Consider the following 14,262-nt stretch of genomic DNA (forward strand, 5'->3'; position numbering starts at 1 on the left):
AGATCACGCGTACCTTCTGCACGTCGCTCAGTCTGGGTGTCGGTGACACCGCCCTCAGGCTGGTCGCCGACTATGCCAGCCGACGCACGCTGTACGGCACGGCTATCGGCAACCTGCCGCACACCCGTGATGTGATGGCCAATAGTTACTTGTCGCTGCTGATGGCGGAGTGCGTGTCAATTGTTTCGGCACGAGGTTTGCACATCTGCCCGCAGGTTTATTCGTCATGGTCGTCGATCGCCAAGGTGCAGGTCTGTCACCTGATCGATTACGCCAATGCGCAACTGGCGAGTGTCCTTGGCGCGCGCTTCTACATGCGCGACCAGCAGGGCGTTGGCGTGTTTCAGAAGTTCTTCCGCGATGGGGCGGTGGTGTCGATCTTCGATGGCAGCAGTCATGTCTGTCTCGACAGTTTGGCGAGCCTGCTGGAAAGCCTGGTGCGTCCGGGCGAGCAAGCCGAGGCCAGCCGGTGCATGGAGCTGCTCTTCGATCTGCGCGCGCCGTTGCCGGCGCTCGATCATGGGCGGGTGACATTGTTCTCCCGCGAAGGCGACCCACTGATCGGTCAATTGCCGCACCTGCTGCAACACCTGGAGGGACTACCGGCTGATCAGCACACACCGCCACCGCTGCTGCAGCGGTTGCAGGAGGCTGGCCGGAACTTTCTCGTGCAGGCCATGCAACTCAAGGAGCAGATATCCAGCAAGAGCGGCCCACGCGGAGCACGCAACAGCGCCCATCGCTTCGCATTGGCCGAGCGCTATTGCGCGATCTACTCCGTCGCTGCGTGCCTGGGTGTCTGGTTGTACAGCCGCGACGTGCTGACTGCGGAGCATCGTGGTGGCCACTGGCTGTTGGCGGTACTCGAGCGAGGCTTGCAGTCGCACTTTCATGCCGGAGGCCTATGCGCCGAACGGGTCGAGCAGCTTTACGAAGCGATGACCGCCCAACGTTGCGCCAGCCAGATGTTCTCGCTGCTGGCCTGGCCGCTGGCGGCACAGGGCCTGGCCGAAAACGTGGACGAAACAATGGACGAAGAGGAAATGGACAATGCCAACAGCGCTGCGTGATCTTGCTTTCTACCGTGACAAACTCAAGTCGATGATCGAGCCCGAACTGCGCTTGCCTGCGGGTTCGCTGGATTGCGATCGCAATCTGTCGGAGTACGGTCTGGACTCGATCGTTGCCCTGACGATTGCCGGCGACCTCGAGGATCAGTTGCGTATCCAGTTGCCGCCGACACTGCTCTGGGATTATCCGACGGTCGATGACCTGGCCGGCTATCTGTGCCGCACGGTCGATCAGGTTGGGGCGTCGGCATGACCGAGCGTACCGATAGCGCAGATGGGCAGCTGTCCTGGCCATTGGCCGACGAACAGGCTGGGCTGTGGTTCATGCAGCAGAGCCAGCCAAGACTGGGCGCTTTCAATCTGCTGTTCAGCCTGAAGGTGCGCAACCAACAGGCGTCCTGGCCAGATTTCCAGGCCTTGCTGGCAGAGCTGGCGAATGATTACCCAGTGCTGCGCTCGTGCTTCGAACAGAGGCAGGCTGGTATCACCCAGGTGGTCCGGGACTCGATGCGTTTCGACATTCGCCACGGCGATGCATTCGGGCTGGATGACGCGGCGCTGCGCGAGCGCGCACGCCAGGACGCCCGGTTGCCCTTCGATCTGCGCGAGCCGCCGTTGTGGCGTTTGCATGTCTACCGTTGCGACGGTGACAGTTGGCTGGTGATGTTCGTTGTCCACCATATCCTGCTCGACTTCTGGTCGCTGGGGCTGTTGCTCAAGGACGTCTTTGCGCGCCTGGGACGGCAGGCGCGTACCCTGGACGCGCAGGCTGGTATCGACTTTGCCGAGTATGCCGGGCAAGTGCTCGAACCCTCGCGTCTGAGCGCGTTGGAGGCCTACTGGGCACAGCGTTTCGCCACCGCGCCGGCCTTGCACGAGATTCCGCTGGATAGACCGCGTCCCTCGCAGCGCTCATTCGCGGGGGCCAGCGAAACGTTCATGTTCGACCGTGCCAGCAGCGCAGGTATCACCAGGCTCGCGCGCGAGCACCACGCCACACCCTTCATGGTGATGCTGGCGGCCTACAGTGCGTTCCTGGGGCATTGGTCAGGGCAGGAGCAGGTGGTCATCAGTACTCCCGTGGCCAACCGTATGGCACGGCGCTGGCGAGACACCCTCGGGCAGTTCGTCAATACCTTGTGTCTGCCCGTGGCGATCGATCCTCGTTGCAGTTTCCTTGCGCTGCTGGCTCAGGTGCGCGAGCACGTGATTGGCGCGCTGCGTCATCAGGACATGCCGCTGCACAAACTGGTGGAGACACTGGCACCCTCCCGTGACGGAAGTTACGCCGCCTTGGCTCAGTTGGGTTTTTCCTGGGAGCGTTTGCCAGTCCTGGCTGACTTCGAGCAATTCTATGCGTCTTCTGCGGCGAGCAAGGGAGGCGTGCAGACGACGGACTCTCCATTGGCACAGTGGCAACTGAGCGCGTTTCCGGTTCCCCAGCAGGAGGGGCAGCTAGACCTGCAGTTGGAAATGGGGGCGCTGGTCGATGAATGTTTCGAGGCTGTCTTCAAGTACGACAGCCAGTTGTTCGCGGCACAGAGTATCAGGCGCTTGCGCGATGGCCTGCGGGCCTTCGTGGCAAGGCTGGTGGAAAATCCGGGGCTGAGCATTGCCCAGCTGTTGCAGCCGCGCGCCGACCAGCTCGAGGACTGGCGGGCTCTGGGCATGGGCGTGACCGACGCGGCGGTGCAGCCTGGCCCGCTCGAGTGCCTGTCTCGATGGGCCGAACAACACCCTGAGCACTTGGCGGTCAGCGATACGTATACCCGTCTTGGCTATGCCGATCTTTGTCAGCGCAGCGAGCATCTGGCCAGGCATCTGCAGGCCCTGGGCGTGGGCTCAGGGGATCGGGTCGGTTTTCGCTTGAACCGCGGGGCTCAACTGGTGCCGGTGATCCTGGCGATCTGGCGCCTGGGCGCAGCCTATGTGCCGCTCGACCCACAGTTCCCCGAAGAGCGTCTGGCCTATATGGCTGAGGACGCAGGTGTACGTCTGATCATCTGCGATCCTGGCGTCGAAGCGCTTGGTGCCTGTGCGCCCTGGATCAGCCTCGACCGCTTCGACGCGACTGCGCCGGCGGGTGATCTGCCGCCGCTCGGGGCCGCTTCGGGGACCGCCTACATCCTCTATACGTCGGGCTCGACCGGCAAGCCCAAAGGCGTCCAGGTAGGCCATGCAGCGTTGCTCAACTTCCTGCTGGGCATGCAGGGGTTGTTTGCCCTGGAACCTGGCCACTGCCTGCTTGCGGTGACCACGCCATCGTTCGATATCTCCTTGCTCGAACTGTTCTTGCCGCTGCTTGCGGGTGCTTCGGTGCACGTTGCCAGCCAGCAACAGGTGCGGGACGGCGCCTTGTTGGCCAGTGCTATCGAGACGCATGCGATCACCCATCTGCAAGCCACGCCCGCGACCTGGCAGATGCTGCTGGACCAGGCTGAGAAGTCCAGGCTGCTGGGGGTCACGGCACTGTGCGGCGGCGATGTGCTACCTGAGGCGTTGGCCGATCGCCTGCTGGCAAGTTGCGCGGCGTGTTGGAACCTGTATGGGCCGACCGAGACCACGGTCTGGTCGTCTGCCGCACGGCTGCGCCCAGGCCATCCGCCGACCATTGGCAGGGCGATTCGCAACACCGAACTGATGGTGGTGGACGAACACGGCGTTGCGCTCCCTCCGGGAATGGCCGGCGAGCTGTGGATCAGTGGCGCCGGATTGGCGCAAGGCTATTGGGGGCGCCCGGATCTCACGGCTGAGCGTTTCATCGAGCAGGGCCCCTTCGGCTTGCGTTGGTACCGGACCGGCGACCGGGTACGCTGGAACCCGCAGGGTGAACTGGAGCACCTCGGGCGCCTGGATTTTCAGGTCAAGCTGCGTGGTTATCGTATCGAGCTTGGCGAGGTCGAGGCCGCTTTGAGCGCCTGTGCGGGGATCGCACAGGCGGCGGTATGCCTGAAAGACACCCCGCAGGGACCGGCACTGGTGGCTTATCTGGTCGCACAGCCAGGCCACGAACCACGGGTGGAGGATCTTAGGCAATCACTCAAGCGGATGCTCGCTGCCTACATGGTGCCTGGTCACTATGTCTATCTCGAGCGCCTGCCGATGACTGCCAATGGCAAGGTCGATCGCCAGCGCATGCCTGCGCCGATCCTCGATCAGTCGCTCACGCCCTTGCTGGCGCCGCGTGATGAGCTGGAGCGGCAACTGGCGGCCTTGTTCTGCCAGACCTTGCGTCACCACGCGATCAGCATCGATGACGATTTCTTCGCGCTGGGCGGGCATTCCTTGCTGGCGGTGGAACTGATCAACCTGATCAACCGCAATCAACAGGCTGAGCTGACCGTCGGCGATCTGCTGAGCTACCCGACGGTGGCTGAGATGGCCGCGCGTCTGCGTGAAGAGCGGCCGCTGCTGGAGAGCAACCTGGTCACGCTGCGCAGAGGCGCGGGCCGGCCGATCTGGTTGTTCCACCCGATTGGCGGCAACGTGGTCAGTTATCGCGAGTTGAGCCGTCACCTGCAGACCCCTAGGCCGGTCATTGCCGTGCAGTCTCCTGGGCTGGGGGCCGATGGCGAGGCCGAGGTCACCATCGAAGCCATGGCCACTCGCTACATTGCCCAGCTGCGCGGGGGCCAGCCGACGGGGCCGTATCTGCTCGGCGGCTGGTGCTTCGGCGGCGCGATCGCCTATGAGGTTTCCCGTCAGTTGACGGCGGCTGGCGAGACGGTGGAGGGCGTGTTCCTGATCGACACGCGCGCGCCGGTCCTCGCCAATATGCCTGCTGATGCCGACGATGCCACGCTCATGAGCTGGTTTGCCCGGGACCTGGCCGCGCCGCACGGCGTACGCCTGTATATCGACCCTGCCGAGCTACGGGCGCACCCGACCGAGACAGCCTTCACTTATCTGCTGGAGCGCGCCCGACGCGCCGGGGCGCTGAGCCCCGAGGCCGATGCCGAGCAACTGGCGCGGTTGTTCGAAACCTACCTGGCCAACGGCATTGCCTTGCAGTTGTACCTACCACCTGCCAGTCAGGGGCGTTTCCTGCTGCTGCTGGCCCAGGACGAGGTCGAGGATTTCGGTCGGTACCTGGGGTGGGAGCCACTGCTGGGCGACGGCTTGTATGCGGTGGCGTTGCCCGGTGATCACAACAGCATCATGTATGCCCCCCAGGTCCAGGCCGTGGCGGAGCATGTCAACCAGTACTTCAATCTTTCCCTGCGCGTGGAGCACCTCGCATGATCCGTGCCGAATATTCCTGCCTGCTTCCTGTAGACCCGCAACCGCTGTTCGCCTACATCAGCGATCCTTCCAACGACGTGCACTGGCAAGGGTCTTGCGTCGAGGCCCAGCTGGCGAGCAGCCCTGCCACACTGGGTACCGAGTACAGCATCGTGTTCAGTTTCCTGGGGCGTCGGATGAACTTTCGTTGCCTTATCACCACCTTTGAGCCGCCGTACACCTTCGCCTTCAAGGTGCTCGAGGGCTCCTTCCTGTATGAGGGCCGCTACCGCTTCAGCGCCGAAGCGCAAGGTACGCGCCTCGACTGGCAGTTCGATGTCGAGCCGGGACGATTCTTCGGCATTCTGCCGGTCTCGCTGCTACGCAAGGTACTGATCTCTCAGATCGAGAAGGACTTCATTCGCGTCGGCCAACTGGTCGCCATGCAATCGCCTGCCAAGGAATGGGCACATGACTGATTATGCTGCGTTCATCATCCGCTATCGTCGCTGGGTGATCGCTTTTACTTTGCTGGTCACCGCGGTATTGGGTGTCTTTGGCGCGGGCTTGAAGATCGTCATCGATCCGGCGACCCTGGCCCCTCAGGGCCATCCGCTGATCAAGGCCACCAACCATGTCGAGGAGGTTTTCGGCTCCAAGTACCTGATGATCATCGGCATCACGCCCAAGCAGGGTGACCTCTACCAGCCGGCGGTGCTCGATGCCGTGCGTGGCATCACCCGCCAGCTCGATGCCCAGCCTGGCGTGGTTCGCACTACCTTGCTCAGCCTGGCGAGCCGACAAGCCAAGGGGATCAAAGGGACTGAAGAAGGCTTTGAGGCGCGCGCGTTACTGGGGACGACCTACAGCTCCGCCGAATTGGCGCAACTGCGCGAGGCGCTGGCCAGCAATCCGGTATATCAACAGACCGTGGTCTCGGCCGATGGTCGTACCGCGGCGATCCTGGTCGAGCTCAAGGAGCGCTCCGACGGCTTTACCGCAATGGTCGAGCCGATTCGCAAGATCGCCGACGCGTATGCGTCCGACGCGCTGACCATTCGCTACGGCGGCAACCCCCCCTACCTGGAAAAGACTGAGGAATATGCCAACCGCATCAACATCCTGTTCCCGATCGCGATCATCGTCATCGGCTTGCTGCACTTCGAGGCGTTCCGTACCCGTCAGGGACTGATCCTGCCGCTGGTCACCGCGCTGATGGCAGTCATGTGGGGAACCGGTTTCATGGGCGTGCTCGGACAGCCGATGGACATCTTCAACTCGCCGACGCCGATCCTGATCCTGGCTGTGGCCGCTGGGCATGCGGTGCAGTTGCTCAAGCGCTACTACGAGGACTATGCGCGGCTGCGGGCCACGGGTGACCTGTCGCCCGAGCAAGCCAACCGGCAAGCGGTCATCAGTTCGATGGCCGGTGTTGGCCCGGTGATGCTGATGGCCGGTAGCATCGCCGCGATTGGCTTCTTCTCGCTGCTGGTATTCGACATCGCCACGATCCGTGCCTTCGGCATCTTCACCGGCATCGGTATTCTCAGTGCCATGCTGCTGGAAATGACCTTTATCCCCGCCATCCGCTCGCTGCTCAAGCCGCCGAGCGACAAAGTGCTGGACAAGGGGCGGCACGTTCGAATCTGGGACCGTATCCCGGCTGCGGCGGCCTCCTGGGTGATCCAGCCGCGTAAACGGACAGCGATGCTCGCTGCCTACCTGCTCGCGGCCTGCGGCCTGACCCTGGCCATGCAGGATGTGGTGATCGACAACTCGAGCAAGAACTTCTTCGATTCGAGCCTGGCCCTGCAAAAGGACGATGCCTTCCTCAACGATGCGCTGGGCGGTACCAATAGTTTGTACGTCATGGTCGAAGGCACCGAGGCGGACGCCATCAAGCAGCCCGAAGTCCTGTCGGCGATCGCCAGTCTCCAGCGTTATGCCGAGGCCCAGCCTGAAGTCGGCAAGACCTTGTCCATCGTCGACTTCATCTCCCGTATGAATGCAGCGATGAACGCCGATGACCCAGCCTTCGATCGGCTGCCTGCCGAGCGCAACCTGATTTCCCAGTACCTGTTGCTGTACTCGATGTCGGGCGAGCCGGGCGACTTCGACTCCTACGTCGACTACAACTACCAGCGTGCCAAGGTCACCTTGCTCCTGAAGACCGGTAACAATGCCCAGGTCAAGACGCTGCTGGGCAAGCTCAAGGCCGAAGCCGCGCGTACTTTCCCGGCGACGGTCACGGTGTCCTTTGGTGGCGATGTGGCGCAGACGGTGGCACTCACCGAAACCCTGGTCAACGGCAAGCTGCGCAACATCGTGCAGATTGCTCTGGCGATCTTCGTCATCTCGGCATTGGTATTCCGCTCGGTCTTTGCCGGTTTCATCGTGCTGACGCCATTGGCATTGTCGGTGATTGCGGTGTTTGGCGTGATGGGCTTGTTCGGCATCCCTCTGAATATCCCCAATTCGCTGATTTCCGCCATGGCAGTAGGCATTGGCGCCGACTATGCGATCTACATGCTCTACCGCCTGCGTGAGCAATACCGACTGAGCCAGAACCCTCCTCAAGCGGTGCGCGAGACCCTGGCCACCGCTGGCAAGGCGTCGCTGTTCGTGGCCACCGCGGTGGCCGGCGGCTACGGCGTGCTGGCACTGTCCTTCGGCTACAACGTCCACCTCTGGCTATCGATGTTCATCGTCATCGCCATGCTGGTGAGTGTAACGGCGTCGCTGACACTGGTGCCGGCTCTGGCAATGCTGTTCCGCCCGGCCTTCATCTTTGGCAAGGGTCACGGCAATTTGGCCTCGCAACTCAATCTTGGCCTGGCCGTCGTGGTCACGGCGGGACTGGCGGCGCATGGCGACCCGGCTTCGGCAGAAGATACGCCCAGTGCCGAGCAGATCATGCAGCGCAGCTATCAGGCCGGCAAAGTGCTCGACTCCAGCAGTAGTGCGACCTTTACCCTGATCAACGCCAATGGGGAGCGCCGCGAACGCAAGACGATAGGGGTGACCAAGCTGCAGCCCGGTCCAGCCCAGGACAACATGCGCTACGTGAAATTCGTTGCACCGCAGGACATCAAGGGCACCGCGACCCTGCTGGTGGAGCAGAGTGCCACCGACGACGACATGTGGATTTACCTGCCGGCCCTGGGCAAGGTCCGACGGCTGTCGGCGTCGAACAAACGCGACAGTTTCGTCGGTACCGATTTCAGCTACGGAGATATCGTCGGCCACAATCCGGCCAATTGGCGACATCGGTTGTTGGCTCGGGAAACGCTGGACGACGGCGCCTCTGTATTCAAGGTCGAGTCCGTGCCATCCGATGACAGGGAGGCCACTGATTCAGGGTACTCGAAGATGCTCAACTGGGTGCGCGCTGACAATTTCATGGCCGTGCGCACGGAGTTCAGCGATCAATCCGGCCAGCCGCTAAAGCGTATCGAATCATCCCGGATCGAAGCGGTAGGGCAGCACGGCAAGTGGCAGGCCATGCGCTCTGTCGCCTACAACCTGCAGACGGGGCATCGTACCGAGATCGCCTTCGATGCTTTCCAGGCTGAACAGGGCGTGGATGAGCGCTACTTCAAGCCTCAGGGGTTGGGGAGATGAGGCGACTGGGCCTGATGTTGCTGGCCCTGTCCGGTACGGCCCAGGCGACCTTGCAATTGGACAGCTCAGTCTCGTTGCGCACAGGCTGGTGGAGTGGTGATCGGGCATTGACTGACGAGACGGATGTCAAGGTGGCTTCGCTCTGGGTGCGCGAGCGTCTCAGCTCCCGCGATCAGGGCGAACTGGTGTTTGACGGCTGGGCGCAGCAGCGCAGCATCGGCGGGCAGCGTCACGGTCGTGTGCGGGAAGCATACTGGCACCACGAGTTCGATGATTACGACTTGCGTATCGGGCGACAGATCGTGGTGTGGGGACGCGCCGATGGTATCAATCCCACCGACAACCTGGCGCCTCGGGACTTCACCCTGCTGACGCCGGAGGATGGCGATCAGCGCTATGGGGCCGATATGCTCAACCTGACCCGCTACGTCGGCGATGGCAGTGTCGCGTTGATGTGGTTTCCCGAGGCGCCCAGCCATACCATTCCATTGGTGCCTCTGGCGAATGTCGACTATGACATTCGCCAGTCCGGCCGCTCGCAGTGGGCGGCCAAGTGGGAGTGGTCGGCACCGAACATGGATGGCTCGCTGTCCTACCTGGATGGCGTCGATCCATTACCCGTACTGACGCCTGGCCTGTTGACCAGCCAGGGTGCCACGGTGCAGGTTCAAGCCCAGCGCAGTCGCATCCTGGGCATGGACTTCAGCATGACCCAAGGCGCCATGGTCTGGCGAGCGGAGGCTGCCTATTCCAGGCCGGACAGCAACGGCCAGGAGGATTTCCTGCACAAGAAACCGCAGTTGTTCATGGTGATGGGCGGTGAGTGGACGTTTCGCAACAATGCGACCCTGGGTCTGCAGGCCACCTACACGCACGTCTACGACTTCAGCCAGCCGCAGCGGTTGGAGTGGTTCGCCCGGGAGGTGGCGCTGCGGCAGATGACCACGAGTGGCCAGACGGCCAGCGATCAGTACGGGTTCACCTGGCGCGTGGCCAAGCGCTGGCTGAATGACAACCTGTCGCTTGAAGCCAGCGGTGTCGCCAACGTGCAAAACGACAGCGGTATCGCACGTCTGAAAGCGTCTTATATGTTGTCGGACCACGTACGCCTTCTAGGCGGCATCGAGGGTTATTACGGACGGGAAGATACTTTTTTCGGCCAGTTGCACGACAATCACACGGTGTATGTCCAGGCGGAATACGGGTTTTGATCACCCCGGCTGTGGCTGTGGCTGCAGCAACATGAGCACGACCTGCATGGCGCTTGCCAGAGGGTCGCCCTTGACGCCGATGGTGGTGAGATTGCGGGTGCCTTCAAGCAACGTCAGGCACTGCAGCGCCAAGGTGGCACTGCGCTCGCCGTAGCCTGCGCTGAACAGCAGCGCAGAGAACAGGTCGGCCAGCGTCTGCTTGTGTTTGAGGCAGACCTGGTGAATCGGATGGTCGCAGCTGGCATAGACCGTCGCGGCGATGCCAAACAGGCAGCCACGCACATTGCTGTCGATGAACTTGCCGCGATACCACACCAGCAACGCCGCCATCTGTTGCGGTAGTTGGGGTGGGACATTGACCAGGCATGACTGGATTTCGCCGATGATGGCATGGTGGTAATGCTCCAGCACGTGGGCGATCAGTATTTCCTTGGAAGGAAAGTACTTGTACAGCGTCATCTTGCTCACGTTGGACTCTTTGATTACCCGGTCAATGCCTACCGACTGCAAGCCTTCATGCAGAAACAGCTCCAGTGCGGTGGTGACCAATGCCTCTCGAGCTTTGGACATGAAGGTTTTCTCCTGAAAAACGAAATACGACATCGGGCTCATGCAGCGGCACCAATGGACAGGCGCATGAGAAGGCTCCAATGGTAAGTCACTTTGGACCTTCGTTCTGGTTCATCTGGTGAGCCCTGGGGGCATCAACTCCCCGCCGGGCCGGTCAGCGCCAGCGTGGAGCTTGGCTCCGGCAGGTCGAGGCCGTCCCGTAGCGGGCAGGCCAGGGTGAGGCGATGCAGGAGGGCGCTGCGCAGTCTCTGCAGTTCGTCGAGGCGCTGCTCGACCAGCGCCACCTTGTCGCGCAGCAGTGCTTCCACAGCTTGGTCAGGGTTTACCGAGTGCCATAGGTGCTCGACGTTGTTGCCGATCTCATTGAGGCTGAAGCCCAGGCGCTGGGCATTGCGAATGAAATGCACCAGTTGCGCGATTTCGTCCGGATAGTCGCGGTAGCCGTTGGCCAGGCGGCGGGCCTGAATGAGGCCGCGCTCTTCATAGAACCGCAGTGTATCGCGGCTGACGCCACAGACTTGGGCGAGTTCGCCAATGCGCATGAGAATTTCCTTATTCGGGCTTGACCTTGGAGCTTACCCCAGGCTTTAGCCTGATGCCTTCGTTGATCCGAAGGAGTACGGGTTATGTGGAGCACTGCTCAATATCGCAAGGTGGTACGCGCCAGTGGTCTATACGATTTGTTCATCACCGTGGGTTTCGTGACGCCGTGGAGTTTCGCCCTGCTGCATCACTGGCTAGGTTCGCTGCACGACACGCTTGGCCTGAGCGGCCAGGTGCCATTGTTCGATCCGATGCATGTCATGATGGCCAATCTGATGGGGTCCATCGTGTGTGTCTGGTCCTGGCTGAGGATTCGCGATCCGCAGCCACAATTCGGTCGCTACGACGCGGCGGGGCGGATCTTGTTCGCCTCCTGGCAGTTGTACGCCTTGGCTCATGGGGCTTCCGCGCTGCTCTGGGGGATTTTGCTGCTCGAGGTACTGTGGGCGGTCGTGCAATTGGCACCGGTCAGGTCGCGGCGTGCAGTAACGCCTGGTCTGGCATTTATCGGGCCCCTTCGCGGGTAACCGCAGCGGCGAAGGGCGTGAGGCGGCCCCAGGCGTGGCTGAACCTGCTGTGCAGCAGGATCAATAAGTTGTCAGTTTCGATCATTGAGCGTGTTCAAACGCCTGTTTAATGTCGACCTCAGACAAACGACGGGCCCCGCCACGGTGCTGTAGAGACCTGGTAGAGGCGCCCGCATTCCGTGATCACGCCAACTGTGGAGTCCATCCATGGCTACCGACCGCTACCCGCACCTGCTGGCCCCTCTCGACCTGGGCTTCACCACCTTGCGCAACCGCACCCTGATGGGGTCCATGCACACCGGCCTCGAGGAGCGCCCGGGCGGTTTCGAGCGCATGGCCGCGTACTTCGCCGAGCGCGCCCGCGGCGGTGTCGGCTTGATGGTCACTGGCGGCATCGCGCCTAACGATGAAGGTGGCGTGTATTCCGGCGCGGCCAAGCTCAGCACCGAGCAAGAGGCCGACAAGCACCGGATCGTCACCGAGGCGGTGCATGCCGCCGGTGGCAAGATCTGCCTGCAGATCCTCCACGCTGGACGCTATGCCTATAGCCCGAAGCAGGTGGCGCCCAGCGCCATCCAGGCGCCGATCAACCCGTTCAAGCCCAAGGAACTGGACGAGGAGGGCATCGAGAAGCAGATCCGCGATTTCGTCACCTGTGCAAGCCTGGCCCAGCGCGCCGGTTACGACGGCGTCGAGATCATGGGATCGGAAGGCTACTTCATCAACCAGTTCCTCGCCGCCCATACCAACCACCGCACCGACCGTTGGGGCGGCAGCTACGAGAACCGCATGCGCCTGGCCGTGGAGATCGTGCGCCGGGTGCGAGAGGACGTGGGGCCGAACTTCATCATCATCTTCCGCCTGTCGATGCTTGACCTGGTCGAGGGCGGCAGCACCTGGGACGAGATCGAGCTGCTGGCCAAGGCCATCGAGCAGGCCGGTGCCACGCTGATCAACACGGGCATCGGCTGGCACGAGGCGCGCATCCCGACCATCGCCACCAAGGTGCCGCGCGCGGCGTTCAGCAAGGTCACCGCCAAGCTGCGCGGTGCGGTGAAGATCCCGCTGATCACCACCAACCGTATCAACACCCCGGAGGTGGCCGAGGCGGTGCTGGCCGAAGGCGATGCCGACATGGTCTCCATGGCTCGGCCATTCCTGGCCGACCCGGATTTCGTCAACAAGGCCGCCGCGGGCCGGGGTGACGAGATCAACACCTGTATCGGCTGCAACCAGGCCTGCCTGGACCACACCTTCGGCGGCAAGCTGACCAGTTGCCTGGTCAATCCGCGGGCCTGCCACGAGACCGAGCTCAACTACCTGCCTGTGCTCAACGTCAAGCGCATTGCCGTGGTCGGCGCCGGCCCGGCGGGCCTGGCGGCTGCCACCGTGGCCGCCGAGCGCGGTCATGAAGTGACGCTGTTCGATGCCTCCAGCGAGATCGGTGGGCAGTTCAACGTGGCCAAGCGGGTGCCGGGCAAGGAGGAGTTCCACGAGACCCTGCGCTACTTCCGCAACAAGGTGAAGTCCACGGGTGTCGAGCTGCGCCTGAATACCCGTGTCGATGTGCCCGCGTTAGTGGCTGGCGGGTTCGACGAGATCATCCTGGCCACCGGCATCGCCCCACGCACGCCGGCCATTCCCGGTATCGACAACGCCAAGGTGCTGAGCTACCTGGACGTGCTGCTGGAGCGCAAGCCGGTGGGTAAGCGGGTGGCGGTGATCGGTGCAGGCGGCATTGGTTTCGATGTATCCGAGTACCTGGTGCATGAAGGCGTGGCCACCAGCCAGGACCGTGAGGCGTTCTGGAGGGAGTGGGGTATCGATACGCACCTGGAGGCCCGTGGTGGCGTGGCTGGGGTCAAGGCCGAGCCCCATGCGCCGGCGCGGCAGGTGTACCTGCTGCAGCGCAAGAAGACCAAGGTGGGTGACGGCCTGGGCAAGACCACTGGCTGGATTCATCGCACGGGCCTGAAGAACAAGCAGGTGCAGATGCTCAACGGTGTCGAGTACCTGAGCGTGGACGATGCTGGCCTGCATGTGCGGGTCGGTGAGGGCGAGCCGCAGTTGCTGGCTGTGGACAACATCGTCGTCTGTGCTGGCCAGGAGCCGCTGCGCGAGTTGCATGATGGCCTTGTCGCGGCCGGGCAGTCAGTACACCTGATCGGTGGCGCTGACGTGGCGGCTGAGCTTGATGCCAAGCGGGCGATTAACCAAGGGTCGAGGTTGGCGGCGGAACTGTGATTGTTTGAATCGGTGATGAGCCAACTTGCACAGTTGAGGTGGTAATACATCTTTTCTGTGGGGGTGGCTTGTCAGCGAGTGGTTGTAACTGAAGAAGCATTGCCAGCACTCTACACTTACTCCATGTCTGTTGGTCTTGGTCTTGGTCTTGGTCTTGGTCTTGGTCTTGCTGTCGCTTCTAAGCGCGCGGTAGTTCAGGCGCCACCAATTGCGACTTCAGGAGGCCGAGCGGAGTTCTTGCGAAGGGAGGTGACG

Annotated in this window: 10 protein-coding genes; 8 read left to right on the forward strand and 2 right to left on the reverse strand. The window is 62.4% G+C overall.

What is annotated here, in order from left to right:
* Positions 1 to 2: 2 nt before the first annotated feature.
* Genes N5D48_RS14280 through N5D48_RS14305 form a run of 6 tightly spaced genes read left to right on the forward strand, consistent with a single transcriptional unit; the run spans position 3 to position 10,123 of the window.
* Positions 3 to 1,070, forward strand: coding sequence for an acyl-CoA dehydrogenase family protein (locus N5D48_RS14280; protein ID WP_279885274.1), 1,068 nt, complete (start codon positions 3 to 5; stop codon positions 1,068 to 1,070).
* Positions 1,051 to 1,323, forward strand: coding sequence for an acyl carrier protein (locus tag N5D48_RS14285; protein ID WP_279885251.1), 273 nt, complete (start codon positions 1,051 to 1,053; stop codon positions 1,321 to 1,323). The genes N5D48_RS14280 and N5D48_RS14285 overlap by 20 nt, the downstream gene beginning before the upstream one ends.
* On the forward strand, positions 1,320 to 5,312 hold the full coding sequence (locus N5D48_RS14290) for an amino acid adenylation domain-containing protein (RefSeq protein ID WP_279885253.1): 3,993 nt from the start codon (positions 1,320 to 1,322) through the stop codon (positions 5,310 to 5,312). The genes N5D48_RS14285 and N5D48_RS14290 overlap by 4 nt, the downstream gene beginning before the upstream one ends.
* Complete coding sequence (locus tag N5D48_RS14295; protein WP_279885256.1) at positions 5,309 to 5,770, forward strand: SRPBCC family protein; 462 nt, start codon at positions 5,309 to 5,311, stop codon at positions 5,768 to 5,770. The genes N5D48_RS14290 and N5D48_RS14295 overlap by 4 nt, the downstream gene beginning before the upstream one ends.
* Positions 5,763 to 8,912: an outer membrane lipoprotein-sorting protein gene (locus N5D48_RS14300; protein WP_279885259.1), complete on the forward strand. Its 3,150-nt coding sequence runs from the start codon at positions 5,763 to 5,765 to the stop codon at positions 8,910 to 8,912. The genes N5D48_RS14295 and N5D48_RS14300 overlap by 8 nt, the downstream gene beginning before the upstream one ends.
* Before the next feature lie 14 nt (positions 8,913 to 8,926).
* Positions 8,927 to 10,123 (forward strand): hypothetical protein, encoded by a 1,197-nt coding sequence (locus tag N5D48_RS14305; RefSeq protein WP_279885262.1) that lies wholly within the window; start codon positions 8,927 to 8,929, stop codon positions 10,121 to 10,123.
* On the opposite strand, the gene N5D48_RS14310 is transcribed toward N5D48_RS14305, so the two are convergent.
* Both N5D48_RS14310 and N5D48_RS14315 read right to left on the reverse strand, forming a co-directional pair.
* A complete protein-coding gene (locus tag N5D48_RS14310; protein ID WP_279885264.1) occupies positions 10,124 to 10,693 on the reverse strand; it encodes a TetR/AcrR family transcriptional regulator in 570 nt (189 codons plus the stop codon).
* Positions 10,694 to 10,827: 134 nt separating this feature from the next.
* On the reverse strand, positions 10,828 to 11,235 hold the full coding sequence (locus N5D48_RS14315; protein WP_279885267.1) for a MerR family transcriptional regulator: 408 nt from the start codon (positions 11,233 to 11,235) through the stop codon (positions 10,828 to 10,830).
* 84 nt (positions 11,236 to 11,319) lie between these two features.
* On the opposite strand from N5D48_RS14315, the gene N5D48_RS14320 reads away from it, so the two are divergent.
* Both N5D48_RS14320 and N5D48_RS14325 read left to right on the forward strand, forming a co-directional pair.
* The gene (locus N5D48_RS14320; protein WP_279885269.1) at positions 11,320 to 11,763 is read left to right on the forward strand and encodes a hypothetical protein; all 444 of its coding nucleotides are present in this window, start codon (positions 11,320 to 11,322) and stop codon (positions 11,761 to 11,763) included.
* A 207-nt stretch (positions 11,764 to 11,970) separates the two neighbouring features.
* Positions 11,971 to 14,007, forward strand: a complete 2,037-nt coding sequence (locus N5D48_RS14325) for an NADPH-dependent 2,4-dienoyl-CoA reductase (protein ID WP_279885271.1) — start codon at positions 11,971 to 11,973, stop codon at positions 14,005 to 14,007.
* Positions 14,008 to 14,262 lie beyond the last annotated feature (255 nt).

It is taken from the genome of Pseudomonas sp. GD03858 (assembly GCF_029840925.1).
Classification (GTDB): Bacteria; Pseudomonadota; Gammaproteobacteria; order Pseudomonadales; family Pseudomonadaceae; genus Aquipseudomonas.